The 20,459-nt window shown below is 67.1% G+C and carries 17 protein-coding genes; 5 read left to right on the top strand and 12 right to left on the bottom strand.

What is annotated here, in order from left to right:
* Nucleotides 1-7 precede the first annotated feature (7 nt).
* Nucleotides 8-1,192 (top strand): methionine adenosyltransferase, encoded by a 1,185-nt coding sequence (metK, locus tag ACEOAB_RS04815; protein ID WP_413748146.1) that lies wholly within the window; start codon nucleotides 8-10, stop codon nucleotides 1,190-1,192.
* Between the two features lie 24 nt (nucleotides 1,193-1,216).
* Here metK and ACEOAB_RS04810 read toward each other — a convergent pair whose 3' ends face one another.
* The 4 genes from ACEOAB_RS04810 to ACEOAB_RS04795 all read right to left on the bottom strand — a co-directional run bounded on the left by ACEOAB_RS04810 (nucleotide 1,217) and on the right by ACEOAB_RS04795 (nucleotide 6,917).
* Entirely contained in the window at nucleotides 1,217-3,355 is a 2,139-nt protein-coding gene (locus ACEOAB_RS04810; protein WP_413748145.1) for a TonB-dependent receptor domain-containing protein, read from the bottom strand.
* Nucleotides 3,356-3,418: 63 nt separating this feature from the next.
* Nucleotides 3,419-3,607: a hypothetical protein gene (locus ACEOAB_RS04805; protein WP_413748144.1), complete on the bottom strand. Its 189-nt coding sequence runs from the start codon at nucleotides 3,605-3,607 to the stop codon at nucleotides 3,419-3,421.
* Nucleotides 3,604-4,794, bottom strand: coding sequence for a PepSY-associated TM helix domain-containing protein (locus ACEOAB_RS04800; protein WP_413748143.1), 1,191 nt, complete (start codon nucleotides 4,792-4,794; stop codon nucleotides 3,604-3,606). The genes ACEOAB_RS04805 and ACEOAB_RS04800 overlap by 4 nt, the downstream gene beginning before the upstream one ends.
* A gap of 26 nt (nucleotides 4,795-4,820) precedes the next feature.
* Nucleotides 4,821-6,917, bottom strand: a complete 2,097-nt coding sequence (locus ACEOAB_RS04795) for a TonB-dependent siderophore receptor (protein ID WP_413748142.1) — start codon at nucleotides 6,915-6,917, stop codon at nucleotides 4,821-4,823.
* Between the two features lie 176 nt (nucleotides 6,918-7,093).
* On the opposite strand from ACEOAB_RS04795, the gene ACEOAB_RS04790 reads away from it, so the two are divergent.
* A complete protein-coding gene (locus tag ACEOAB_RS04790; protein WP_413748141.1) occupies nucleotides 7,094-8,695 on the top strand; it encodes a phospholipase D family protein in 1,602 nt (533 codons plus the stop codon).
* Nucleotides 8,696-8,776: 81 nt separating this feature from the next.
* Here the strand turns inward: ACEOAB_RS04790 and ACEOAB_RS04785 are convergent, their stop codons facing one another.
* On the bottom strand, nucleotides 8,777-9,643 hold the full coding sequence (locus tag ACEOAB_RS04785; RefSeq protein WP_413748140.1) for a helix-turn-helix transcriptional regulator: 867 nt from the start codon (nucleotides 9,641-9,643) through the stop codon (nucleotides 8,777-8,779).
* Between the two features lie 100 nt (nucleotides 9,644-9,743).
* Between ACEOAB_RS04785 and ACEOAB_RS04780 the strand changes: the two genes are divergently transcribed.
* The 3 genes from ACEOAB_RS04780 (at nucleotide 9,744) to groL (ending at nucleotide 12,546) form a co-directional block, all read left to right on the top strand.
* On the top strand, nucleotides 9,744-10,217 hold the full coding sequence (locus ACEOAB_RS04780; protein WP_413748139.1) for an ester cyclase: 474 nt from the start codon (nucleotides 9,744-9,746) through the stop codon (nucleotides 10,215-10,217).
* A gap of 356 nt (nucleotides 10,218-10,573) precedes the next feature.
* Complete coding sequence (locus tag ACEOAB_RS04775) at nucleotides 10,574-10,864, top strand: co-chaperone GroES (protein WP_007835162.1); 291 nt, start codon at nucleotides 10,574-10,576, stop codon at nucleotides 10,862-10,864.
* Nucleotides 10,865-10,893: 29 nt separating this feature from the next.
* Nucleotides 10,894-12,546 carry a chaperonin GroEL gene (groL, locus tag ACEOAB_RS04770; RefSeq protein ID WP_056585923.1) on the top strand — a complete coding sequence of 551 codons (1,653 nt, stop codon included), beginning with the start codon at nucleotides 10,894-10,896 and terminating at the stop codon, nucleotides 12,544-12,546.
* Between the two features lie 161 nt (nucleotides 12,547-12,707).
* Here groL and xylB read toward each other — a convergent pair whose 3' ends face one another.
* The 7 genes from xylB to ACEOAB_RS04735 form a co-directional block, all read right to left on the bottom strand.
* On the bottom strand, nucleotides 12,708-14,177 hold the full coding sequence (gene xylB / locus ACEOAB_RS04765; RefSeq protein WP_413748138.1) for a xylulokinase: 1,470 nt from the start codon (nucleotides 14,175-14,177) through the stop codon (nucleotides 12,708-12,710).
* A 21-nt stretch (nucleotides 14,178-14,198) separates the two neighbouring features.
* Nucleotides 14,199-15,155: an AraC family transcriptional regulator gene (locus ACEOAB_RS04760; protein WP_056594794.1), complete on the bottom strand. Its 957-nt coding sequence runs from the start codon at nucleotides 15,153-15,155 to the stop codon at nucleotides 14,199-14,201.
* A gap of 18 nt (nucleotides 15,156-15,173) precedes the next feature.
* Complete coding sequence (locus ACEOAB_RS04755; RefSeq protein WP_495653507.1) at nucleotides 15,174-16,139, bottom strand: carbohydrate kinase family protein; 966 nt, start codon at nucleotides 16,137-16,139, stop codon at nucleotides 15,174-15,176.
* A gap of 17 nt (nucleotides 16,140-16,156) precedes the next feature.
* The gene (locus ACEOAB_RS04750; protein WP_413748160.1) at nucleotides 16,157-16,828 is read right to left on the bottom strand and encodes a transaldolase family protein; all 672 of its coding nucleotides are present in this window, start codon (nucleotides 16,826-16,828) and stop codon (nucleotides 16,157-16,159) included.
* Nucleotides 16,829-17,149: 321 nt separating this feature from the next.
* The gene (locus tag ACEOAB_RS04745; RefSeq protein WP_413748136.1) at nucleotides 17,150-17,938 is read right to left on the bottom strand and encodes an L-iditol 2-dehydrogenase; all 789 of its coding nucleotides are present in this window, start codon (nucleotides 17,936-17,938) and stop codon (nucleotides 17,150-17,152) included.
* The gene (gene dalD / locus ACEOAB_RS04740) at nucleotides 17,935-19,323 is read right to left on the bottom strand and encodes a D-arabinitol 4-dehydrogenase (protein ID WP_413748159.1); all 1,389 of its coding nucleotides are present in this window, start codon (nucleotides 19,321-19,323) and stop codon (nucleotides 17,935-17,937) included. Before dalD ends, ACEOAB_RS04745 begins: the two co-directional genes overlap by 4 nt.
* 85 nt (nucleotides 19,324-19,408) lie before the next feature.
* Nucleotides 19,409-20,449: an ABC transporter ATP-binding protein gene (locus ACEOAB_RS04735; RefSeq protein ID WP_056594801.1), complete on the bottom strand. Its 1,041-nt coding sequence runs from the start codon at nucleotides 20,447-20,449 to the stop codon at nucleotides 19,409-19,411.
* Between the last annotated feature and the right edge of the window lie 10 nt (nucleotides 20,450-20,459).

The following is a 20,459-nucleotide window of genomic DNA, read 5'->3' as shown; positions in this document are numbered from 1 at the left end:
TTTAAAAATGGCGAACGACTTCCTCTTCACTTCCGAATCGGTTTCCGAAGGCCACCCCGACAAGGTCGCCGACCAGATCTCCGACGCGATCCTGGACGCGATCTTCGAGCAGGACCCGCGCAGCCGCGTGGCCGCCGAGACGCTGACCAACACCGGCCTCGTGGTGCTCGCCGGCGAGATCACGACCAACGCGCACGTCGACTACATCCAGGTCGCGCGCGACACCATCAAGCGCATCGGCTACGACAACACCGAGTACGGCATCGACTACAAGGGCTGCGCGGTGATGGTCTGCTACGACAAGCAGTCCAACGACATCGCCCAGGGCGTGGACCACGCGAGCGACGACCACCTGAACACCGGCGCCGGCGACCAGGGCCTGATGTTCGGCTACGCCTGCGACGAAACGCCCGAGCTCATGCCCGCGCCCATCTACTACGCGCACCGCCTCGTCGAGCGCCAGGCCCAGCTGCGCAAGGACGGCCGCCTGCCCTTCCTGCGCCCCGACGCCAAGAGCCAGGTCACGATGCGCTACGTGGACGGCAAGCCGCACAGCATCGACACCGTGGTGCTCTCCACGCAGCACAGCCCCGACCAGAGCGAGACGCCGACCAAGATGAAGGCTTCGTTCAACGAGGCCATCATCGAGGAGATCATCAAGCCCGTGCTGCCCAAGGAGTGGCTTAAGGAAACGCGCTACCTGATCAACCCGACCGGCCGCTTCGTCATCGGCGGCCCGCAGGGCGACTGCGGTCTCACGGGCCGCAAGATCATCGTCGACACCTACGGCGGCGCCTGCCCGCACGGCGGCGGCGCGTTCTCGGGCAAGGATCCGTCGAAGGTCGACCGCTCGGCCGCCTACGCCGCGCGCTACGTGGCCAAGAACATCGTGGCCGCCGGCCTGGCGCGCCAGTGCCAGATCCAGGTGGCGTACGCCATCGGCGTGGCGCAGCCGATGAACATCACGGTCTACACCGAAGGCACGGGTGTGATTCCTGACGACAAGATCGCCGAACTCGTGCGCGAGTTCTTCGACCTGCGTCCGAAGGGCATCATCCAGATGCTCGACCTGCTGCGCCCGATCTACCAGAAGACCGCCGCCTACGGCCACTTCGGCCGCGAGGAGCCCGAGTTCACCTGGGAAGCGACGACGCAGGCCGCCGCGCTGCGCGCAGCCGCCGGCCTCAAGTAAGCGACAGGAACCGGCGGTGGGTCGTCAGAAGCGGTACGCGCCGCTCAGGCCCACCGTCCAGTTGCGGCCCGGCGCGGGCTCGTAATAGCGCGCATTGCCCTCGTTGACGATGACCGAGCCCACGTAGCGCCGGTCGAACAGGTTGTCGACACGCGCGAAGGCGTTGAACTCCCAGCGCTCCCATTTCTTCAGGTAGCCCGCATACACCGCCGCGACGGCATAGCCCGGCGCGCTCGCGGTGTTGGCGTCGTTGGCCTGGATGCGCCCCAGCGCGCGCATCTCGACGCCGGCGCGCCAGCCTTCGGGCGGCACCCAGCCCAGCGATGCGAACAGCGACTGCCGCGCGATGCCAGGAATGCGGTTGCCCGCGACGACGGTGTTGGCCGCCGCGCACGGTGACGGCGAGCAGAAGGCATCGCGGTAGGTCGCGTCCAGCCACGTGTAGGCCAGTTGCGTGCGCCAGTGGTTCGCGGTCTCGTGCTGCCAGCCCAGCTCGAAGCCGTTGCGCTTCGTGCGCCCCGCGTTCTGGAAGGTGGCGCGGCCGCCGACGTTGGTGTCCGTCACGATCTCGTCGCGCGTGCGGGTCTGGAACAGCGCTGCCGTCAGCAGTCCACCGGCAAGCCGTGCCTTGGCGCCGAGCTCGATGCTGTCGTTCACCGCAGGCCGCAGCGCGAAGTTGAGCCCGCTCGCGCCGTTTGCCCGATAGGAAAGTTCGTTCAGTGTCGGCGTCTCGAAGCCGCGGCCGATGGAGCCGTACAGGGCCAGGTCCGGCGTCGCCTGGTAGCGCAGCGAGGCCACCGGCAGGGTCTTGCTGTAGCGCGCACTGCCGCTGTCGTCGCGGTTCGTGCCGACGATGTAGCGGTCCTGCGAGTTGAAGTGCACGCTGCTGCGGCGCACGCCGGCTTCGAGCGTCCAGCGGTCGGCGAAGCGCCAGGTCGCCTGCGCGTAGGGATCGAGGTTCCAGACGTCGTTGAGCTCGTTGCGCCGCAGACGGCCCTGCACGCCCAGCACGGGCGCCGCGACGCGGCCGAGGTAGTTCTCGTAGCCGCGGCGCTTTTCGCGCAGGCTGTCGTAGCCCAGGCCGGCGACCACGTCGAAGGGCCGATCGGCCAGGGTCAACGCAGCATTCCAGCGGATGTCGACACCGCCGTACTGCCGCGACAGGTCGATCACGCCGCCCGCATGCAGCGGGTTCTGCTGCGCCGACACCGGAATCGATTGGTACTGCGTGGTCTTGCGCTCGCCGCCATAGACCATGAGGCGCAGCCCCTGCTCTGCGTTGATGCGACGCTCGTACAGCAGGCCGGCCTGCGTCTGCTCGACCGTCTTGCGCGTGTTGAATTGGGTGGCGAGCGCCGCATTGCGCGGCGCCAGCGCGTACTGGTCGGCCGTGAGGCCCAGCGGGTCCTGCGCGTCGACGCGCACGCTGTTGAAGACCAGCGTGAGCCTGTCGCCGTTGTCGAGCGCGATGCCGAGCTTGCCGTTTTCGATGTCGCGCCGCGCGGCGCTGTGCTCGCGCCAGCCGTCGGTATGGAAGCGGCTCGCGTCGAGCAGGTAATCGACCGCGCCCTGCGATCCACTGAGCTGCAGCGACTGCCGCCAGGTGCCGAAGCTGCCGCCCGCGAGCGAGTACGACAGCCGCGGCGGCCCCTCGCCCGAGGCGGTGAAGGCCTGCAGCACACCACCCGAGGAGTTGCCGTACAGCGCGGAGAACGGCCCGCGCAGGATCTCGACGCGGTCCAGCGAGCCGATGTCGATGTTCGAGGTCTGCCCCTGCCCATCGGGCAAGGTCGCCGGAATGCCATCGACGTACAGCCGCACGCCGCGCACGCCGAAGGTCGAGCGCGCACCGAAGCCGCGGATGGACAGCTGCAGGTCCTGCGCATAGTTCAGCCGGTTCTGCACCTGCAGCCCCGGCACCGCGCCCAGGCTTTCGGAGAGGTTGACCTGCAGGCGGCTGTCGCGCATCTCGTCGCCGTCAACGCGGTCGACCGAGCCGGGCACATTGAAGGGCGCAACCTCGCCGCGCGGCGTGGAGACGGTGATCTCGCGCAGGCGCGCGCCGCTGGCGCCTGGATCGGCCGGCGGCTCCTGCTGGGCCTGCACGGCCAGCGGAACACCCAGCAAGAGAAGGCAGGCAGCGGCGACGGGCGCAAGTTTCATCGCGCCGATTCTGCTTCGGCACGCCGGCCGCGCATGTCGCGGTGGCGCGACTCTCAGGGAAAACTAGCGGGCCGGCGCCTTGCGCCAGCCATACCAGGCGCCCACCACGACCGGGATGCCCAGCGTGATCCAGGCCAGGACGTCGCCCAGCCCGCCGTCGCTGAAGAGCGCCGAGATCAGCCCGAAGGTCGTCAGCAGGCCGAGCGCGATCGGCCAGCCCCACATGCGCCTGAAGCTTTGATGCTGCTTCATGCCTGCACCTTCATGGCCGGCGCGGGCTCGGGCTGCGCAGTGCCGCCAGAGACGCGCGCTTCATGCGCCGCGGCCCTCGGGGGCGCGGGCACGGGGTTGCCCCGCTTGAGCCACAGGTACAACCCGCTGCCCAGCACGATGATGGTCGCGATGTCGAGCAGCGCCCAGATGATCTGCATCGGCATGCCGCCGTAGTCGCCGAAGTGCAGCGGCTGCGACACCAGCAGCGCCGTGAGGTACCAGGGCAGCTTCGGCACCGCGGTCACCTCCGCTGTCTTGGCATCGACCAGCACCGGCTGGAACAGCTTCGACGTGAAGGGCTCGTTGCCGCGCACGAAGAAGGTCGTGTGGTGCGGGCTCGAGAACGACGTGCCGGGGAAGGCGACGAACGACAGCTTCATGCCGGGCGTCTTCTGCATCGCGGCGTCCATCGAGCGCTGCACCGAGGCACGCTCGTTCACCGCCACGATGGGTTCGTTCTTGTAGGGCGCGAGCAGCGAGCTGAGCTGGTCGTGCTGCCAGTACTTGATGAGCAGGTCGGCCCAGGTGTTGATCATGCCGGTGGAGCCCACCACGAACAGCCACACCAGCGTGACGATGCCAAGCAGGTTGTGCAGGTCGAGCCACTTCAGGCGCGGGCGCTTCTCGCGCCGCACCGTGCCGAAGTCGAGCTTGCGCATGAAGGGCGAATACAGCACCACGCCCGAGACGATGGCCACCAGCAGCAGCAGGCCCATGAAGCCGAGGAAGAGCTTGCCCGCCAATCCCGCGAAGAGGTCGACGTGCAGCTTGAACATCACATAGATGAAGCCCTCGTCGAACTTCGGCTGCGCCAGCACCTCGCCGGTGCGCGCGTCGATCGCGACCGACTTGAAGTCCTCCGTGGCTTGCGGCGTGGGCGTGAGCGTGACGAACCACAGGCCGTCGTCGTCCTCGGGCTGCGAGACGAACTGCACCACCCGGCCGGGGTGCTTCGACTTCGCGATGTCGAGCACGCGGTCGAGACTGACGCGCGGCGTGCCCGCGGGCATCTTCGGCGCCTCGACCTCGGTGCCCAGCAGGTGGCCGATCTCGTGATGGAAGATCAGCGGCAGGCCCGTGATGCACAGCAGCAGCATGAACACCGTGCACACGAGGCTGCTCCATTTGTGCACCCAGGCCCAGGTCTTGATCTTTCGGCTGTTCATGCGGGGGCTTTCCTGAAGGTCGTGTTCTAGAAGCGATAGGTCGCGCTCGCGACGATGTTGCGGCGCGAGCCATACCAGCAGTCGCCGCGCGACAGGCAGGTGCTGAAGTAGACCTTGTCGGTCACGTTGTTGATGTTGAGCGCATAGCGCCAGCGGTCGGTCTCGTAGGCGAACACGAGGTCGGCCAGCGCGATGCCCGGCACGCGCGGACCGGTGCCGAACTGCGTGTCGCGAAACGAGCTCATCAGGCGCACGCCGGCGCCGGCGGAAAAACCGTTCACGCCGCCGATGGAAAACCTGTACTTCGCCCAGAAACTGGCCTGGTGTCTGGGCAGGCCTTCGATCTGCGCATCGGCATCGGTGTAGTTGTAGTGGGCGATCAGGTCGAGGTTCGGGCCGGCCGAGCCCTTGGCCTCGAGCTCCACGCCCTTCGTCTTCGTCAGGCCGTGCTGCGAGAACACGTTGGGCTGCTCCTCGACGATCTGGTTCTTCTCGCGCAGGTCGTACACCGCTGCGCTGAAGGCCAGGGCGCGGTCCCTGGGCTCGTACTTGACGCCGGCTTCCCACTGCTCGCCACGCAATGGCGTGAAGATGCGGCCTTCGCGCGGCGACTGCGGCGTGAACGACTCGCTGTAGCTCAGGTACGGCGACCATCCCGACGGCGAGGCGTACATCAGCCCGAAGCGCTTGGTGGTGGCGCTGCTCTTTTCCTCGTTGCTGCCCGCTGCGCTGGACACAGCCCTGTCTTGCCGCAGGCCCGCCACGAAGATCCAGTTGTCGAGCCTGACCTGGTCCTGCAGGTAGACGCCCGCCTGTCGCTGGCGAGTGCGCGGCCGCGCATCGCGCACGGGCTCGTCGAGATGGCCGTAGACCGGCGCGTAGACGTCGATGGTGTCGAAGGTGGTGCCGCCCCAGACGTTCTCGCGCTGGCGCGCGAAGTCCGCACCCACGAGCAGCGTGTGCTTCAGCGCGCCGGTCTGGAAGCGGCCCTCGACGTGGTTGTCGAGCGTCTGCGTGCGGTTGCGGGTCAGCTGGCTGTCGTAGTAGCGGCCGAGCACGCGCTTGAAGACCGGGTCGGTGGACCAGCTGTCGAATCCGCTGAACGAACTGCCGTAGTGGTAGCGGTTGTCGTTTTCGTTGTGCGCATAGCGGAAGTTCTGGCGGAAGGTCCAGCTGTCGTCGAACTTGTGCTCGAACTGCCAGCCGAAGGTCTTGCGCTCGCTGTCGTAATAGTCGCCCGGCTCGCCGATGAAGCGGCTGCTCGGCAGGCGTCCGTTGGGGTTCGGCAGCAAGGTGCCCTCCCACGGCAGGAACTGCGAGCTGCTGCCGCTCTTGTCCTTCTGCCAGAGGCCCTGCAGTGTCAGCGAGGTCATGGCGTTGGGCCGCCAGGTCAGTGAAGGCGCGATCACGCTGCGGTCGTCGGGCACGTGGTCGACCTGCGTGCCGGACTTGCGCTGCAGCGCGATCAGGCGGTACGACAGCGTGCCGTCGGCGTTCAGCGGGCCGGTCAGGTCGGCCTGGATCTGCTTGCGGCCGAAGCTGCCAAACTGCACGCCCACCTCGCGCTGGGCCTCCTGCAGCGGCCGCTTGCTGACCATGTTGACCACGCCGGCGGCGGTACCCGCGCCGAACAGCATGCCCGAGGGGCCGCGCAGCACTTCGAGGCGCTCCAGCGTGTACGGCTCGGTGCGGGTGGTGCTGGTGTAGTAGCCGTAGGCCTGGCGCAGGCCGTCGAGGTAGACATCGGGATAGGCGCCGCGCACCCGCACGGAGTCGGTGCGGGAATCGAGTCCGTAGGCATCGGAACGCACACCGGCCGCGTAGTTGAGCGCGTCCTGCACATTGACCGCGCCCTGGTCGACCATCTGGTCGCGCGTGACCACGGTCACGGACTGGGGTGTTTCGGACAGCGGGGTGTCGGTCTTGGTCGCGGTGATCGCATTTTTCGCGCGGTAGCCGATCACCGGCGTGATCGCCGTCTCGGTTTCGGCATTCGCGTCGACCCGCACTTCCGGCAGCGCGCCCGCATTCGTCGCCTGGGCCAGCACCTCGCGCTGTGTACAGATCGCCAGACACCCCATCAGCACCGATGCAGCCTTGCGCCGCGCCTCCAACCTCTTCATCCCGGTCTCATTCCAAATATTATTAAGAATGATTCGCATTTTAGTACGTGACTTATTTGTGCCTCCCCCAATCACTGCTCCGATGAAGGGTGTTGCGTTGCGAAATTGCGTCTGCGGGTCCAGGGCGGACCGGCTACCATGCCGCCCGCACGCTTCCCGTGCGTTGGCAAGCCCTCATGCTCAAGCTCATCGCCTTTCTGTTTCCCGCACTGCGCGGTCCGGCTCTGCGGCTGATGGTCCTCGCGGCTGCCATTGCGCTGGCCGGCTGCGCGGGGCTCCCACCGCGCACGCCTGAACCGCCCACCCTGGCGATTGCGGCCTCGCCTGCCACCGAGCTCGGCCGCGCCGCCGTCAGCCTCGACTCCCCGCCCGACGGCCTGAGCAGCATGCGGCCGCTGATCGAGGCGTCTTTTGCGCTCGACGCCCGGCTGGAGCTGATGCGGCGCGCGAAGTCGTCGCTCGACATCCAGACCTACCAGCTCGGCAACGACAAGACCGGCCGCCTGCTGCTGCGGGAAATGCGCAATGCTGCCCGGCGCGGCGTGCGCGTGCGGCTGCTGCTTGACGACTTCTACACGGCCGGCATGGATCGCCTGCTGCTCGGCCTGGCCGCCGAGCCCAATGCCGAGATCCGGCTGTTCAACCCGTTCGTGAACGCGCGCGACCACTCGTCGGGGCGGTGGCTGGAGTTCTTCACCGACTTCCGGCGCCTCAACCACCGCATGCACAACAAGCTGTTCGTGGCCGACGGCGCCATGGCCATCGCGGGCGGCCGCAACCTCGCCGACGAGTATTTCCTGCGCAGCGAGAGCGCGAACTTCATCGATTTCGAGCTGCTGCTGGCCGGCCCGGTGGTTCCCGAGTCGGCCGCCATCTTCGACACCTACTGGAACAGCGACGTGGTCTACCCCCTGCAGCGGGTGGCCGGCACCAGCAGCACGCCGCAGGCGCTGAAAGCCGATTTCGAGGAAGCGACCTCCCCGGCCCACGCACCGCCGCCCGACCCGCTGCCTCCCACCGACCTGCTCGGCGACCTGCCGCTGGGCGCCCAGCTCGCCAACATCGACGAGGCCAAGTGGATGCGCGCCGAGGCCCACGCCTCCGCCGACAGCCCCAACAAGGCGCTGGGCGTCATGGCGCAACCCATGGAGCCGCTGGCGCAGCGCTTCCACGAGATGCTGGCCACGGCCAAGTCGAGCGTGGTGGTGATCTCGCCCTACTTCATTCCGGGCGACGAGGGCATGGAGCGCATCCGCATGGGGCGTGAGCACGGCGTGAACATCACCGTCATCACCAATTCGCTGGCCGACAGCGACGAGCCGCTGGTCAACATCAACTACAACCGCTACCGCGTCGACATGCTCAAGCTGGGCGTGAACCTGTACGAAGTCAGCACCCAGCAGCTGCGGCGCAGCGGCCAGTTCCGCGACCTGCTCAAGAAGGCCCGCGGCCGCCTGCATGCCAAGCTGGCACTGGTCGACCGCCAGTGGGTGCTGCTCGGCTCCATGAACCTCGACCCGCGTTCCGCCCGGCTGAACACCGAATTCGGCATACGCGTGCGCAGCTTCGACCTGACGCAGGCGCTGCTTTTCGCCTACGAGCTCGACGACATCGAGGGCGTCTACCGCGTGGTGCTCAAGCCCGACGGCCAGAACGTCCAGTGGATCGGCACCGGCGACGTCCACAACGAGGTGCTCGACAGCGAACCGGATTCGAGCATGCTGACGCGGCTGCAGCTGCTGCTGTTCTCGTGGTTCGTGCCGACCGACCAGCTGTAGGCGGCTGCGGAACGCCAGAGAACCTTGGCGGCCAAAACCTCCCGGCGCGCCAAGTGAAATGCAGAGGACGGTCCTTCCGCGTCATGGCGTCTTGTGGCCGACCCGGTGCTCGTTCCAGCGGCGTTGCAGCAACTTCACCTTCTGCGCGCTCTGTGCATCGACCGGCGTATAGACGACGAGCCGCATGTCCGGCGACTCCTCGACCATGAACGAGCTTTGCTCCAGTTCCATCCGGCCGACGCCGCGCACCTCGAAGCGCTTGGCCCGGTCGGTGCGCATGCTGACATTGTGGTCCGGCCACCATCGTCCGAATTCGGGGCTGGCGATCTGGAGGCGTTCGATCAACGCAAGAAACGCCGGATCGTCGCGATGCCGCCCGAACTCGACACGAAAGCGCGCGAGCATCGCGCGTGCATCGGTTTCCCACTGCGGTATCGCCGCGCGGTGCGCCGGGCTCGCGAACACCAGCCACAGCATGTTCCTGTCTTCGGGCGCGATTACCGAGAGATCGCCGAACACGGCCGAGAGCGCATCGTTCCATGCAATCACGTGCATCGATGCGGTCGCGAGGTAGGCCGGCCCGGTGACTGCATCGAGCATGCGGCGCAGGTGCGGCGTGACCGCGAGCGAGGGGCCGGGCGCGATCGGCGGCGGTCGGTTGTGCGCCAGCGTGAAAAGGTGCGCGCGCTCGGTTGCATCGAGCTTCAGCGCCTGAGCGATGCGGTCGAGGAAATGCGCCGACACCTCGATCTCGCGCGCCTGCTCCAGCCATGTGTACCAGGCCAGACCAACGCCCGCGAGGTGGCAGACCTCTTCGCGCCGCAGGCCCGGCGTTCGGCGCCTCGCCGTTGTCGGGAGACCGACTTCGGCGGGCTGCAGACGCTCGCGGCGGCTACGCAGAAACGCGGCCATTTCGGCGCGCGCCAGCATGCGGGTCGGTGGGGTCATTGCGTGAGGCTGGTGGTTTTTATACCTGGATAACTTCCTGTCTTGTCGAGGGATATTAGGCCTTCTACGCTGGTTCTTTCAACTGACGAAGGACCACCGAATGACACCCATCGCCCGCATCAGGGAACGCTTTCTCGACTTTCGCAGCCGGCTCTACGACCAGCACGATCTCACAGTTGTCGACGAGCACCTGCACCCGGAATTTTCGAGCCACAGCCCCAATGTCCGTCCGCTGCTGGAGGCGGCGCGATCGGCCGGCGCACCGCGCCCCGACGTGCGGCCCGCCTACAAGGAGTTTGTGAAGGCCTTCTACGTCGGCTTGCCCGACCTGAAGCCGATGCGCCAGGAGATCATGGTCGAGGATGAAGGCCTGATGGCGATGACGCAGTGGGAAGCGACGCACACCGGCGTCTTCTTCGGCGTGCCGGCCACGGGCAAGGCACTGCACTTCTCGACGGCGGACCGCTATCGCCTGCAGGACGGCCTGCTGGTCGAACACTGGGATGTGGTGGACGTGCTGGAGGCGTGGCTCGCGCTCGGCATCGTCATTCGCCCCGGGGCCGCCCAGATGTAGAGCTTCGATAGGTTGTTGCGGGTGTTCACCCGGAGTGGATTGAGAGGCTGGAAATCGCCCCCGATCCACTCAACACCCCAACCCGTGCGTAGCCGTCAGGACGGCCCAAATACCCCTGCCAAGCACCCTGAGGCCAAGAATCGGATGTTCAGTGGCGCATCGTTGAAGGATCAGTGTCGTTCCGCACCGAGACACCGGCGGCAACCCCGCCCCCTTGAAAGCCCGCCGATTGCCCTTATGATTAGCACTCGCTGCTGATGAGTGCTAACAGCCTCGCTTCCAGTCGATGGGCTGCCGGCCTCCGGTCCGGCACCCGACCACAAACCCGTTTCTTATCCATACATCCAGGAGATGCAATGAAACTTCGTCCTTTGGCCGATCGCGTGATCGTCAAGCGTGTTGACAGCGAAACCAAGACCGCCTCCGGCATCGTCATCCCCGACGCAGCCGCTGAAAAGCCCGATCAGGGTGAAGTCCTGGCCGTGGGCCCGGGCAAGCGCAACGACAAGGGCGAGCTGGCCGCACTGACCGTCAAGGTCGGCGACCGCGTCCTGTTCGGCAAGTACAGCGGCCAGACCGTCAAGGTCGGCGGCGACGAACTGCTGGTCATGAAGGAAGACGACCTGTTCGCGGTCGTCGAGAAGTAATTCAACAAATCCATTCGGAGTAAACAGACATGGCAGCAAAAGACGTAGTCTTCGGCGGTGAAGCCCGCGCACGCATGGTCGAGGGTGTGAACATCCTGGCCAACGCAGTCAAGGTGACCCTGGGCCCCAAGGGCCGCAACGTGGTGCTCGAGCGCTCGTTCGGCGCCCCCACCGTCACCAAGGACGGTGTGTCGGTCGCCAAGGAAATCGAACTCAAGGACAAGCTCCAGAACATGGGCGCCCAGCTCGTGAAGGAAGTGGCTTCCAAGACTTCGGACAACGCCGGTGACGGCACCACCACCGCGACCGTGCTGGCACAAGCCATCGTTCGCGAAGGTTTCAAGCTGGTGGCTGCCGGCATGAACCCGATGGACCTGAAGCGCGGCATCGACAAGGCCGTGACGGCCCTGGTCGCCGAGCTGAAGAAGGCTTCGAAGCCCACCACCACGTCGAAGGAAATCGCTCAAGTCGGCTCGATCTCGGCCAACAGCGACGAAACCATCGGCAAGCTCATCGCTGACGCGATGGACAAGGTCGGCAAGGAAGGCGTGATCACCGTGGAAGACGGCAAGTCGCTGGACAGCGAACTCGACGTCGTCGAAGGCATGCAGTTCGACCGCGGCTACCTGTCGCCCTACTTCATCAACAACCCCGAGAAGCAATCGGCGCTGTTGGACAACCCCTTCGTGCTGCTGTTCGACAAGAAGATCAGCAACATCCGCGACCTGCTCCCCACGCTGGAACAAGTCGCCAAGGCTGGCCGTCCGCTGCTGATCATTGCCGAAGAAGTCGAAGGCGAAGCCCTGGCTACGCTGGTTGTGAACACGATCCGCGGCATCCTGAAGGTCGTGGCTGTCAAGGCTCCTGGCTTCGGCGACCGCCGCAAGGCCATGCTGGAAGACATCGCCATCCTGACGGGCGGCAAGGTCATCGCTGAAGAAGTGGGCCTGACGCTCGAAAAGGTGACGCTGGCCGACCTGGGTCAAGCCAAGCGCATCGAAGTGGGCAAGGAAAACACGATCATCATCGACGGCGCCGGCGCCGCTGGCGACATCGAAGCCCGCGTGAAGCAAGTGCGCGTGCAGATCGAAGAAGCCACGAGCGACTACGACCGTGAAAAGCTGCAAGAGCGCGTGGCCAAGCTGGCCGGCGGTGTTGCCGTGATCAAGGTTGGCGCTGCCACCGAAGTCGAAATGAAGGAAAAGAAGGCTCGCGTCGAAGACGCCCTGCACGCTACCCGCGCTGCAGTGGAAGAAGGCGTTGTGGCTGGCGGCGGCGTGGCTCTGCTGCGTGCCAAGCAAGCCGTGGGCGAATCGGTCAAGGGCGAGAACGCCGACCAGGAAGCCGGCATCAAGCTGGTGCTGAAGGCCATCGAAGCCCCCCTGCGCGAAATCGTGAACAACGCCGGCGGCGAAGCCTCGGTGGTGGTGAACGCTGTGTTGGCCGGCAAGGGCAACTACGGCTTCAACGCTGCGAACGACACGTACGGCGACATGCTCGAGCTGGGCATCCTGGACCCGACGAAGGTCACGCGCACCGCACTGCAGAACGCCGCTTCGGTGTCCTCGCTGCTGCTGACGACCGAAGCCATGGTTGCTGACGCACCCAAGGACGAAGGCGCAGCCGGCGGTGGCATGCCTGACATGGGCGGCATGGGTGGCATGGGCGGCATGGGCATGTAATTGCTCGCCCCCAGGCTGCGCGGCACTTCGTGTCCGCTACGCCTACCCCCTACCGGGGGCGACACCTGCGGACCGGCAGAGCCGGATCCGCGGTGTCTCGCGAAATGAAAAAAGCCCGGCTTGCGCCGGGCTTTTTTCATGGGCGGTCGTGATCGCTCCGTTTACTGGAATTGATCTCGCACCGCCTTGTACAGCGCCTGGAAGCGCGCATGCCTCGTTCTGTGGACATCGGCTCCTTCGGTCGACGGCACCAGCTTCTGCTTCACCGGCGGCAAGGTGCACACATCGGCCACCGTGCCGCCATCGGCCAGCCACGCCAGCCGCGCCGCGCCCAGTGCGCCCCCCGTCTCGCTGCCCGCATAAAGCGTGAGCGGCACGCCGAAGATGTCGGCCAGCAACTGCCCCCACCACACGCTGCGCGCACCACCGCCCACCAGGGCCATTTCGCGCAGCGGCATCCCGGCCGGCAGCCGCAGGGTGTCGAAGCCGTCGCGCAGGCCGAAGCTCACGCCCTCGACCACGGCGTACGCGATTTCCGCCGGCCCGTGTGCGTGCGTGAGGCCGAACAGCACGCCCTGTGCATTGGGGTTGTTGTGCGGCGAGCGCTCGCCCGAGAGGTACGGCAGGAACAGCGGGCAGCCCTCGCGCTGTGCCAGCGGGACGGACGCCGCCGCTTCGAGCAGTGCAGCCTCGTCCGCGAACTTGAAAGTCTTCGCGGCCCAGCTCACCGCACTCGCGGCCGAGAGCATCACCGACATCTGGTGCCACCGTCCCGGCAGCGCATGGCAGAAAGCGTGCATCGCCTGTGCGGGGTTCGGCAGGAAGCGGTCGGTCGAGACGAACACCACGCCCGAGGTGCCGAGCGACACGAATCCCTGCCCCGGCTCGACGAGCCCCATGCCGACGGCGCTGGCCGCGTTGTCGCCGGCACCGCCCGCGATCATCACGCTGCCGCTGCCCACGCCCCAGCGCGCCGCCAACTCGGGCTTGAGCTGCGCCGACATCTCGCTGCCTTCGACCAGCCGCGGCATGTGCGCGCGCGTGAGGCCCGTGGCCGCCAGCAGTTCGTCGGACCAGTCGCGCGCGCCCACGTCGAGCCACAGCGTGCCCGCCGCATCGGACATCTCGCTGACCGCCTCACCGCTGAGCATGAAGCGCAGCCAGTCCTTGGGCAGCAGCACGCGCGCCACACGGCCGAAGATTTCAGGCTCGTGCTCGCGCACCCACAGCAGCTTGGGCGCGGTGAACCCCGGCATCGCGAGGTTGCCCGCGATCTCGCCGAGCCTCGGCACGGCGCGGGCAAGCGCCTCGCACTGCGCGCCGCTGCGGCCGTCGTTCCAGAGGATCGCAGGGCGCAGCACCTCGCCCGCCGCATCGAGCAGCGTGGCACCGTGCATCTGCCCCGACAGGCCTATGGCGCGCACCGCCGCGAGTTCTTCGGGATGCGACTTGCCGAGCGCACGCATCACCTCCTCGAGCGCGTGCCACCACTGCTGCGGCGCCTGCTCCGACCACAGCGGCCGCGGCCGTTCGACCGTGAGCGGCGCGCGCGCCACGCCAACGATGCGGTGGTCGTCGGCGAGCAGCAGCGCCTTGAGCTCGGACGTGCCGAGGTCGAGTCCCAGGTACAAGATGAACCCCCTGGCTTTTGTTCAGGAAGAGATGCCGCCGCCGAAGCGGGTGTCTGCCTGCTTTCGGAATTCGCTCGGCGTCATTCCCTTGATTTCAAGAAAACGTCGATTGAAATTCGCCACGTTGTTGAAGCCCACCTGGTAGCAGATGTCGGTCACGTAGTGATCGGTCTGCATCAGCAGGTGGCAGGCGCTGTTGATGCGCACGCGGTTGACGAAGTCGGTGAAGCTGTTGCCGGTGGAGCGCCGGAAGAAACGGCTGAAGCGGCTCTCGCTCATGCCCAGTTCGGCCGCCACGTCCGACATCGAGATCGACTCCGCCATGTTGCTGGTGATGCGGTTGACGATGTCGTTGATCTGGTCGACCTGTGCATCGCCCTCGATGCCCTGCGCGCCCTGCATCTGCACGCTCGACAGCAGCCGGTAGTCGGTGCATTGCGCAAGGTCGGCCATGAACTCGAGGAACCGTCCGAGCCGGCGCACGCCGCGCGCGGCCTTGATGGCGTCCCAATGCGCCTGCGCCTGTTCCGACATGCCGAAGAACTCGATGCCGTGCCGCGCACGTTCGAGCAGCTGCATCACTTCGCGCAGCTCGGGAATCTCGGCCGCGGCGTGCTCGATCGGCTCGTGGCGGAACTGGATCACCCGGTCGCGCCCCGCGGCGCCGCCTTCGGGCACGTCGAGCGAGATCCAGTTGTGCGGCAGGCGTGGCCCGCAGAGCACGAGGTGTCCGGGCTGGAACGGCCCGATCCAGTCTCCTATGAAGGCCTTGCCCGAGGTCTCGGTGATCAGGTGCAGCTCGTAGTCTTCATGGAAGTGCCATCGCACCAGCGGGCTCGGAAAGCCATGCGCGAGGCAGCGCACCAGGCCGGTTTCTTCGAGGGCCTCGTAGCCCAGCGAGGGGGAGCGCGCAAAGTCGCGCTCCAGCTCGGGTTGGCGCTGACGGGGAACCGAACGCTTGCGGGTGGACGTCGTCATTGCAGCATGAGCATGGAGTCAGGACCGGGAAGCAGCCCCATTGTCCGCCTCGGCAAGCGCGTTGTGAACGGCCTGCAGCGTGGGCGGATCTGCGCCTTCCCGGGTGCAGTTCAGGGCGGCGGCGGTGGCAGCGAAACGCAGCACCTCGGTCCAGGCTTCGTCGCCCAGTTCACCGAGCTGGGCCGGGTGCTCCACGCCATGCGCGAGCAGCGACACCGAAAGCCCGGCCGTGAAGGTGTCCCCCGCCCCGATGGTGTCGACCACAGTGACGCGCGGCGCGGCCACGGTCAGCGGCTCGTGACCCGTGCGCCAGAGCGTCGCGCCGTCGCCGCCTCGCGTGACGATCACGGCGCGCGCGCCGGCCGTCACGCACTCGGCCGCCAGCGCGTCGACCGGCTGGCCGGGCGCGAGCAGCGCAGCATCTTCGTCGCTGAGCTTGACCAGATCGGCCATGCCGAACCAGCCCGTGACGCTGGTACGGTAGGCCGCCATGTCGGGGATCAGGCTGGGCCTCACGTTGGGGTCGAACACGATCACGCGGTGCCCCGCGTTTGCCGCAACGAGCTCGGCGATGCGTGTGGCAGCCGGGTCCTGCAGCAGCGAGATCGAGCCGAAGTGCAGGAAGCGGCAGTCCGCCGGCAGCTGTGGCAGCGGCTCGGGCGCCCAGGTGGCGTCGGCGCTGCCGCGCGTGTAGAAGGCGTAGCGGTTGGTCTGCGGCGTGCGCTCGACGAAGGCCAGCGTCGAGGGCGCGTTGCTGCGCAGGATGAAACTGGTGTCCACGCCGTTGCGCTGCAGGAAGCCCATCAGCCGCTCGCCGAACAGGTCGGTCGACAGCTGCGTGAGAAAACCGGTCGGCTGCCCGAGCCGCGCGCAGGCCACGGCCGTGTTGAGCGGAGAGCCGCCCTCGTGGCCCAGGAACGCCAGGGTGCCCGCCTCGCTGGCGGTGAAATCGATGAGGGCTTCGCCCGTGAGTGCTATGCGCATGATGACTGGATTCTCGATCAGGGCAGTGCGCGGGCATCCGCCAAGAAGCCGCGTTCGGCGGCGAGCGTGGCGGGATGGTCGAGCAGCTCGGCGAAGAGGCGCGGCGGGATGGTGATGGCTCCCACGCCGAGCCCCAGCAGGGCAAGATAGGCCTCGCGCGAACGGATGCTGGCCACCAGCAGCCGCGTGCCCGACGCCGGGCGGCGCGCGACCAGCGCCTGCATCTGCCCGATCAACGCCAGGCCATCGACGCCGCTGTCTTCGAGCCGTCCGAGATACGGCGCCGCATAGGCTGCACCCAGTTGCGCGGCGAAGTGCGCCTGCTCGGGCGCATACACCGCCGTCCAGGTGACGGGGACGCCCTGCGCAATGAGGCGCGCGCCGGCATCGAGGCCCTGCCGCGTGGAGGGGATCTTCACGACGAGTTGGCCTCGGTCGAAGTGCGAGAGCAGGGCTTGCGCGTCTTCGAGCATGCCGTCGACTTCGCTGGAATACACCTGCGCCTGGACCTGGCGTGCGCCCAGTTCGATGCAGCGCTTCAGCAGGCCGGGCACTTCGCCGCGTCCGATACCCGCACGCTTGAGCAGCGTCGGATTGGTCGTGACGCCATGCACCACGGGGTGCGGCAGGCAGGCCTTTAGCTCGGCCAGGTCGGCGCTGTCTAGATACAGATGGAAGTCTTCGGTCATGGATTGCATGGTGCAGGAGAAAAGGCGCGTTGGGGGTGCGTGCACAGGCCACCGGGTACTCCCCTCCGCGAATGTCCCCCGGCTTCGCCTCCTCCTTTATTTCGCTGCGGGGAGCACCCGGTGCCCTGTGCACGAGGGGCACTCTGCTTATGCCCGCAGTTCAACCGCTCTGCTGAACGATCACGCCGGCGGGGTGCCTTGCGCAGCGAAATAAAGGAGGAGCCCGAAGGGCGGGGGACATTCGCGGAGCAAGGTACCCCGTCGGCGTGAGCGCACCCCAAACAAAACCCACCGCATCGAACAGAAAAGAAAACTCTCATCTCAACTCATGACATTGCCACCATCGACATTCAAGGTCTGCGCCGTGATGTAGCGCGCCTCGTCGCTGGCAAGAAACACGGCTGCCCCCGCGATGTCGCTCGGCATGCCCATGCGGCCGAGCGGCACCTCGAGGCCGACGCGCCGCTTCTTCTCTCCGGGCGGCAGTCCCTCGGCCTTGGCGAACAGGCTGTCGACATGGTCCCACATCGGCGTATCGACCACACCGGGAGCAATGCCGTTGACGCGGATGCCGTGCGGCGCCATGGCCAGTGCGGCGCTCTGCGTGTAGCTGATGACGGCCGCCTTGGTCGCGCAGTAGTGCGACACCAGCGCCTCGCCGCGGCGCCCGGCCTGGGAGGCCATGTTGATGACCGAAGCGCCCTGCGTGCCCGCCTCGACCATGTGGCGCAGCACCGCCTGCATCACGAAGAACATGCCCTTCACGTTGACCGCGAAGAGGCGGTCGAAAGAGGCTTCGTCGCTGTCGAGCAGCGGCGCCAGGTCGAACACGGCGGCGTTGTTGAACAGCGTGTGGATCGGGCCGAAGGCGACCTGCGCCTCGGCCAGCATGTGCTTGATGGCCTGCGTGTCGGTCACGTCGGCCGCAATGTAGGCCAAGTGGTCGGGATGGCGCTGCTGCAGCGCCCGCACCGCCTCGGGCGCCGCTGCAGCGCGGTCGACCACGCTGCAGCGAGCGCCCTCGGCAATGCAGGCCTCGGCAACGGCCAGGCCGATGCCGCCGCCGGCACCGGTCAGCAGCACGTGGCGGTTCTTCAGGCGTTCGCTCATTTCGTTGCTCCAGGATTCAGGAAATTTTCCACTCGGCCGCTCGCACCTCGAACGGCATCGATCAGGCGTGCATCGCCCGCAGCGGCGCCCCACAGCCCCGCGTCCGAACACAGCGCGAGCACCGGGTCGGCGGCATCGCAGATCGCATGCGCCACGGCCTCGTCCATACCCTGGTCCTGGTACGCATAGGGCAACGCGCCACGATGCCAGCGCTGCAGGAATGCAAGGAACAGTGCGGGCAGCATCGCCACGCTGTCGATGCCCTGGCCCGCCGCCAGCCGCTCGCGCACCGTCGGCGCGATGAAGCCGGGGATCTTCGAGAAACCGTCCGCCGCCACGCGCTGGTTGGTGTCGCGGATGGACGGATTGCCGAAGCGGTCGAGCACCACGTCGCGATACGCCGCGAGGTCGATCGGGCTCGGGCTCAGGCACGGGATGACGTCGTCGGTGACGTAGTCGAACGCCATCTTGCGGATGGCCGCGTCGTGCGTGCCTTCGTGGATGAAGTCGAGACCCGCGAGCGTTCCCGCCCAGGCGATGCAGCTGTGCGTGGCGTTGAGGATGCGGATCTTGGCTTCTTCATACGGCTGCACCGATGCGACCAGCTCCACGCCCACGCGGCCCCAGTCGGGACGGCCAGCCGCGAAGTCGTCTTCGATCACCCACTGGATGAAGCTTTCGCCGGTGATGGCGGCCGCGTCGTCGCGCCCCGTGGCGGCCTTCACGCGCGCGCGCAGCTCGGGCGGCGGGCGCGGCGTGATGCGGTCGACCATTGCGTTCGGGCAGCGCGTGTTCGCGTTCACCCAGGCCAGCAGGTCGGCATCGCCCGCCAGTTCGATGAACTCCAGCAGCCCGGCGCGGAAGCGCTCGCCGTTGTGGCGCAGGTTATCGCAATTGAGCAGCGTCACAGGGCCGGCATTCGCGGCCTTGCGCGCGCGCAGGATGGCGCAGACCGCGCCGTAGATGGTCACGCCGTCGCCGCCCGCCTCGCCGCGGCGCGCGCGCTCGACATCGGCCGCCAGGTCGCCGAACGACAGGTCCAGCCTGCCCTTGGTGTCGAGGTAGTAGCCCGCCTCGGTCACGGTGAACGACACGATGCGCGTCGAGGCCGCCGCGCCGCGCGCGATCACGCCGGCCAGCGAGGGCTCCCACGGCAGCACCTCGCGGATGGCCTCGATCTGCTCGTAGCGGTACTCGCCCGCGGGCGACACGGTTTCGAGCGTGTAGCGTCCGCCCTGCGCCTGCAGGGCCGCGACGACCTCGGGCATGTCGGGCCGGATGTTGGCGCCCGACAGCGACCAGCGGTTGTCGCCCGCATCGATCAGCCGCTGCAGGTAGACCGCCTGGTGCGCGCGGTGGAACGAGCCCAGGCCCAGGTGAAGCACCGTGAACTCCGTGGGAGCCGGTGGAATGTGCGCGATGGTCACGGGAATGTCCGTTGAAGAATGCGGTGAAGAAGAAAAGGAGGTGTCACGCGCTGACCGACCGGCCTTCGCGGTTGAACAGGTGCAGCACCGACGGATCGAGCTCCACGGCCACGTCATCGCCGGCCTGTAACGGCGTGCGCTCGTTCTGGCGTGCGATGAGCGGCACGCCGCCCACGTCGACGTGAATGAGCGTGTCGGCACCCAGCGCCTCGATGAGCTCGACGCGGCCCTGCACCTCGCTCACCGGTGCGCCCTGCTTCGGATGCACGCGCAGGCCTTCGGGGCGCACGCCCAGGAAGCCGTCGGTGGGCAGCCTCCCGCCGGTAGCGGCCGAGAAGCTGGGAATCGCATTCGCCGCCACCATGTTCATCGACGGCATGCCGATGAACTGCGCGACGAACTGGTTGGCCGGACGGTCGTACAGCTCCAGCGGCGTGCCGACCTGTTCGATGAGTCCGTCCCTGAGCACCACCACGCGGTCGGCCAGCGTCATGGCTTCGACCTGGTCGTGCGTCACGTAGATGGTGGTTGCGCCGAGCGCGCGGTGCAGCTTGTGGATCTCGACGCGCGTGTTGCCGCGCAGCGCCGCATCGAGGTTCGACAGCGGCTCGTCGAACAGGAACACCTTGGGCGCGCGCACGATGGCGCGGCCGATGGCCACGCGCTGGCGCTGGCCGCCCGACAGGTCCTTCGGCGTACGGTCGAGGTACTGCGTGAGGTTGAGCGTCTTGGCCGCATATTCGACCTTGGTCTTGATCTCGCTCTTGCCCACGCCCGCGAGCTTGAGCGCGAAGGACATGTTGTCGTACACGCTCATGTGCGGATAGAGCGCGTAGCTCTGGAACACCATCGCCAGGTCGCGCTTGCCCGAGGGTGTCCAGGTGATGTCCTTGCCGTCGAGCAGCAGGTTGCCGCTGGTGATGGGCTCGAGCCCCGCGATCAACCGCAGCAGCGTCGACTTGCCGCAGCCCGAGGGCCCCACGAAGACGATGAACTCGCCCTTCTGGATTTCGAGATCGACGCCCTTGATGATGTTGACTTCACCAAAGCTCTTCTTGATGTCTTTGAGTTGCAGGTAGGCCATGAGATGTCTC

The sequence above is a fragment of the Variovorax sp. Varisp53 genome, assembly GCF_059491555.1.
The sequence above is the reverse complement of the archived record's forward strand: the minus strand, read 5'-3'. Positions and strand labels throughout refer to the sequence as shown.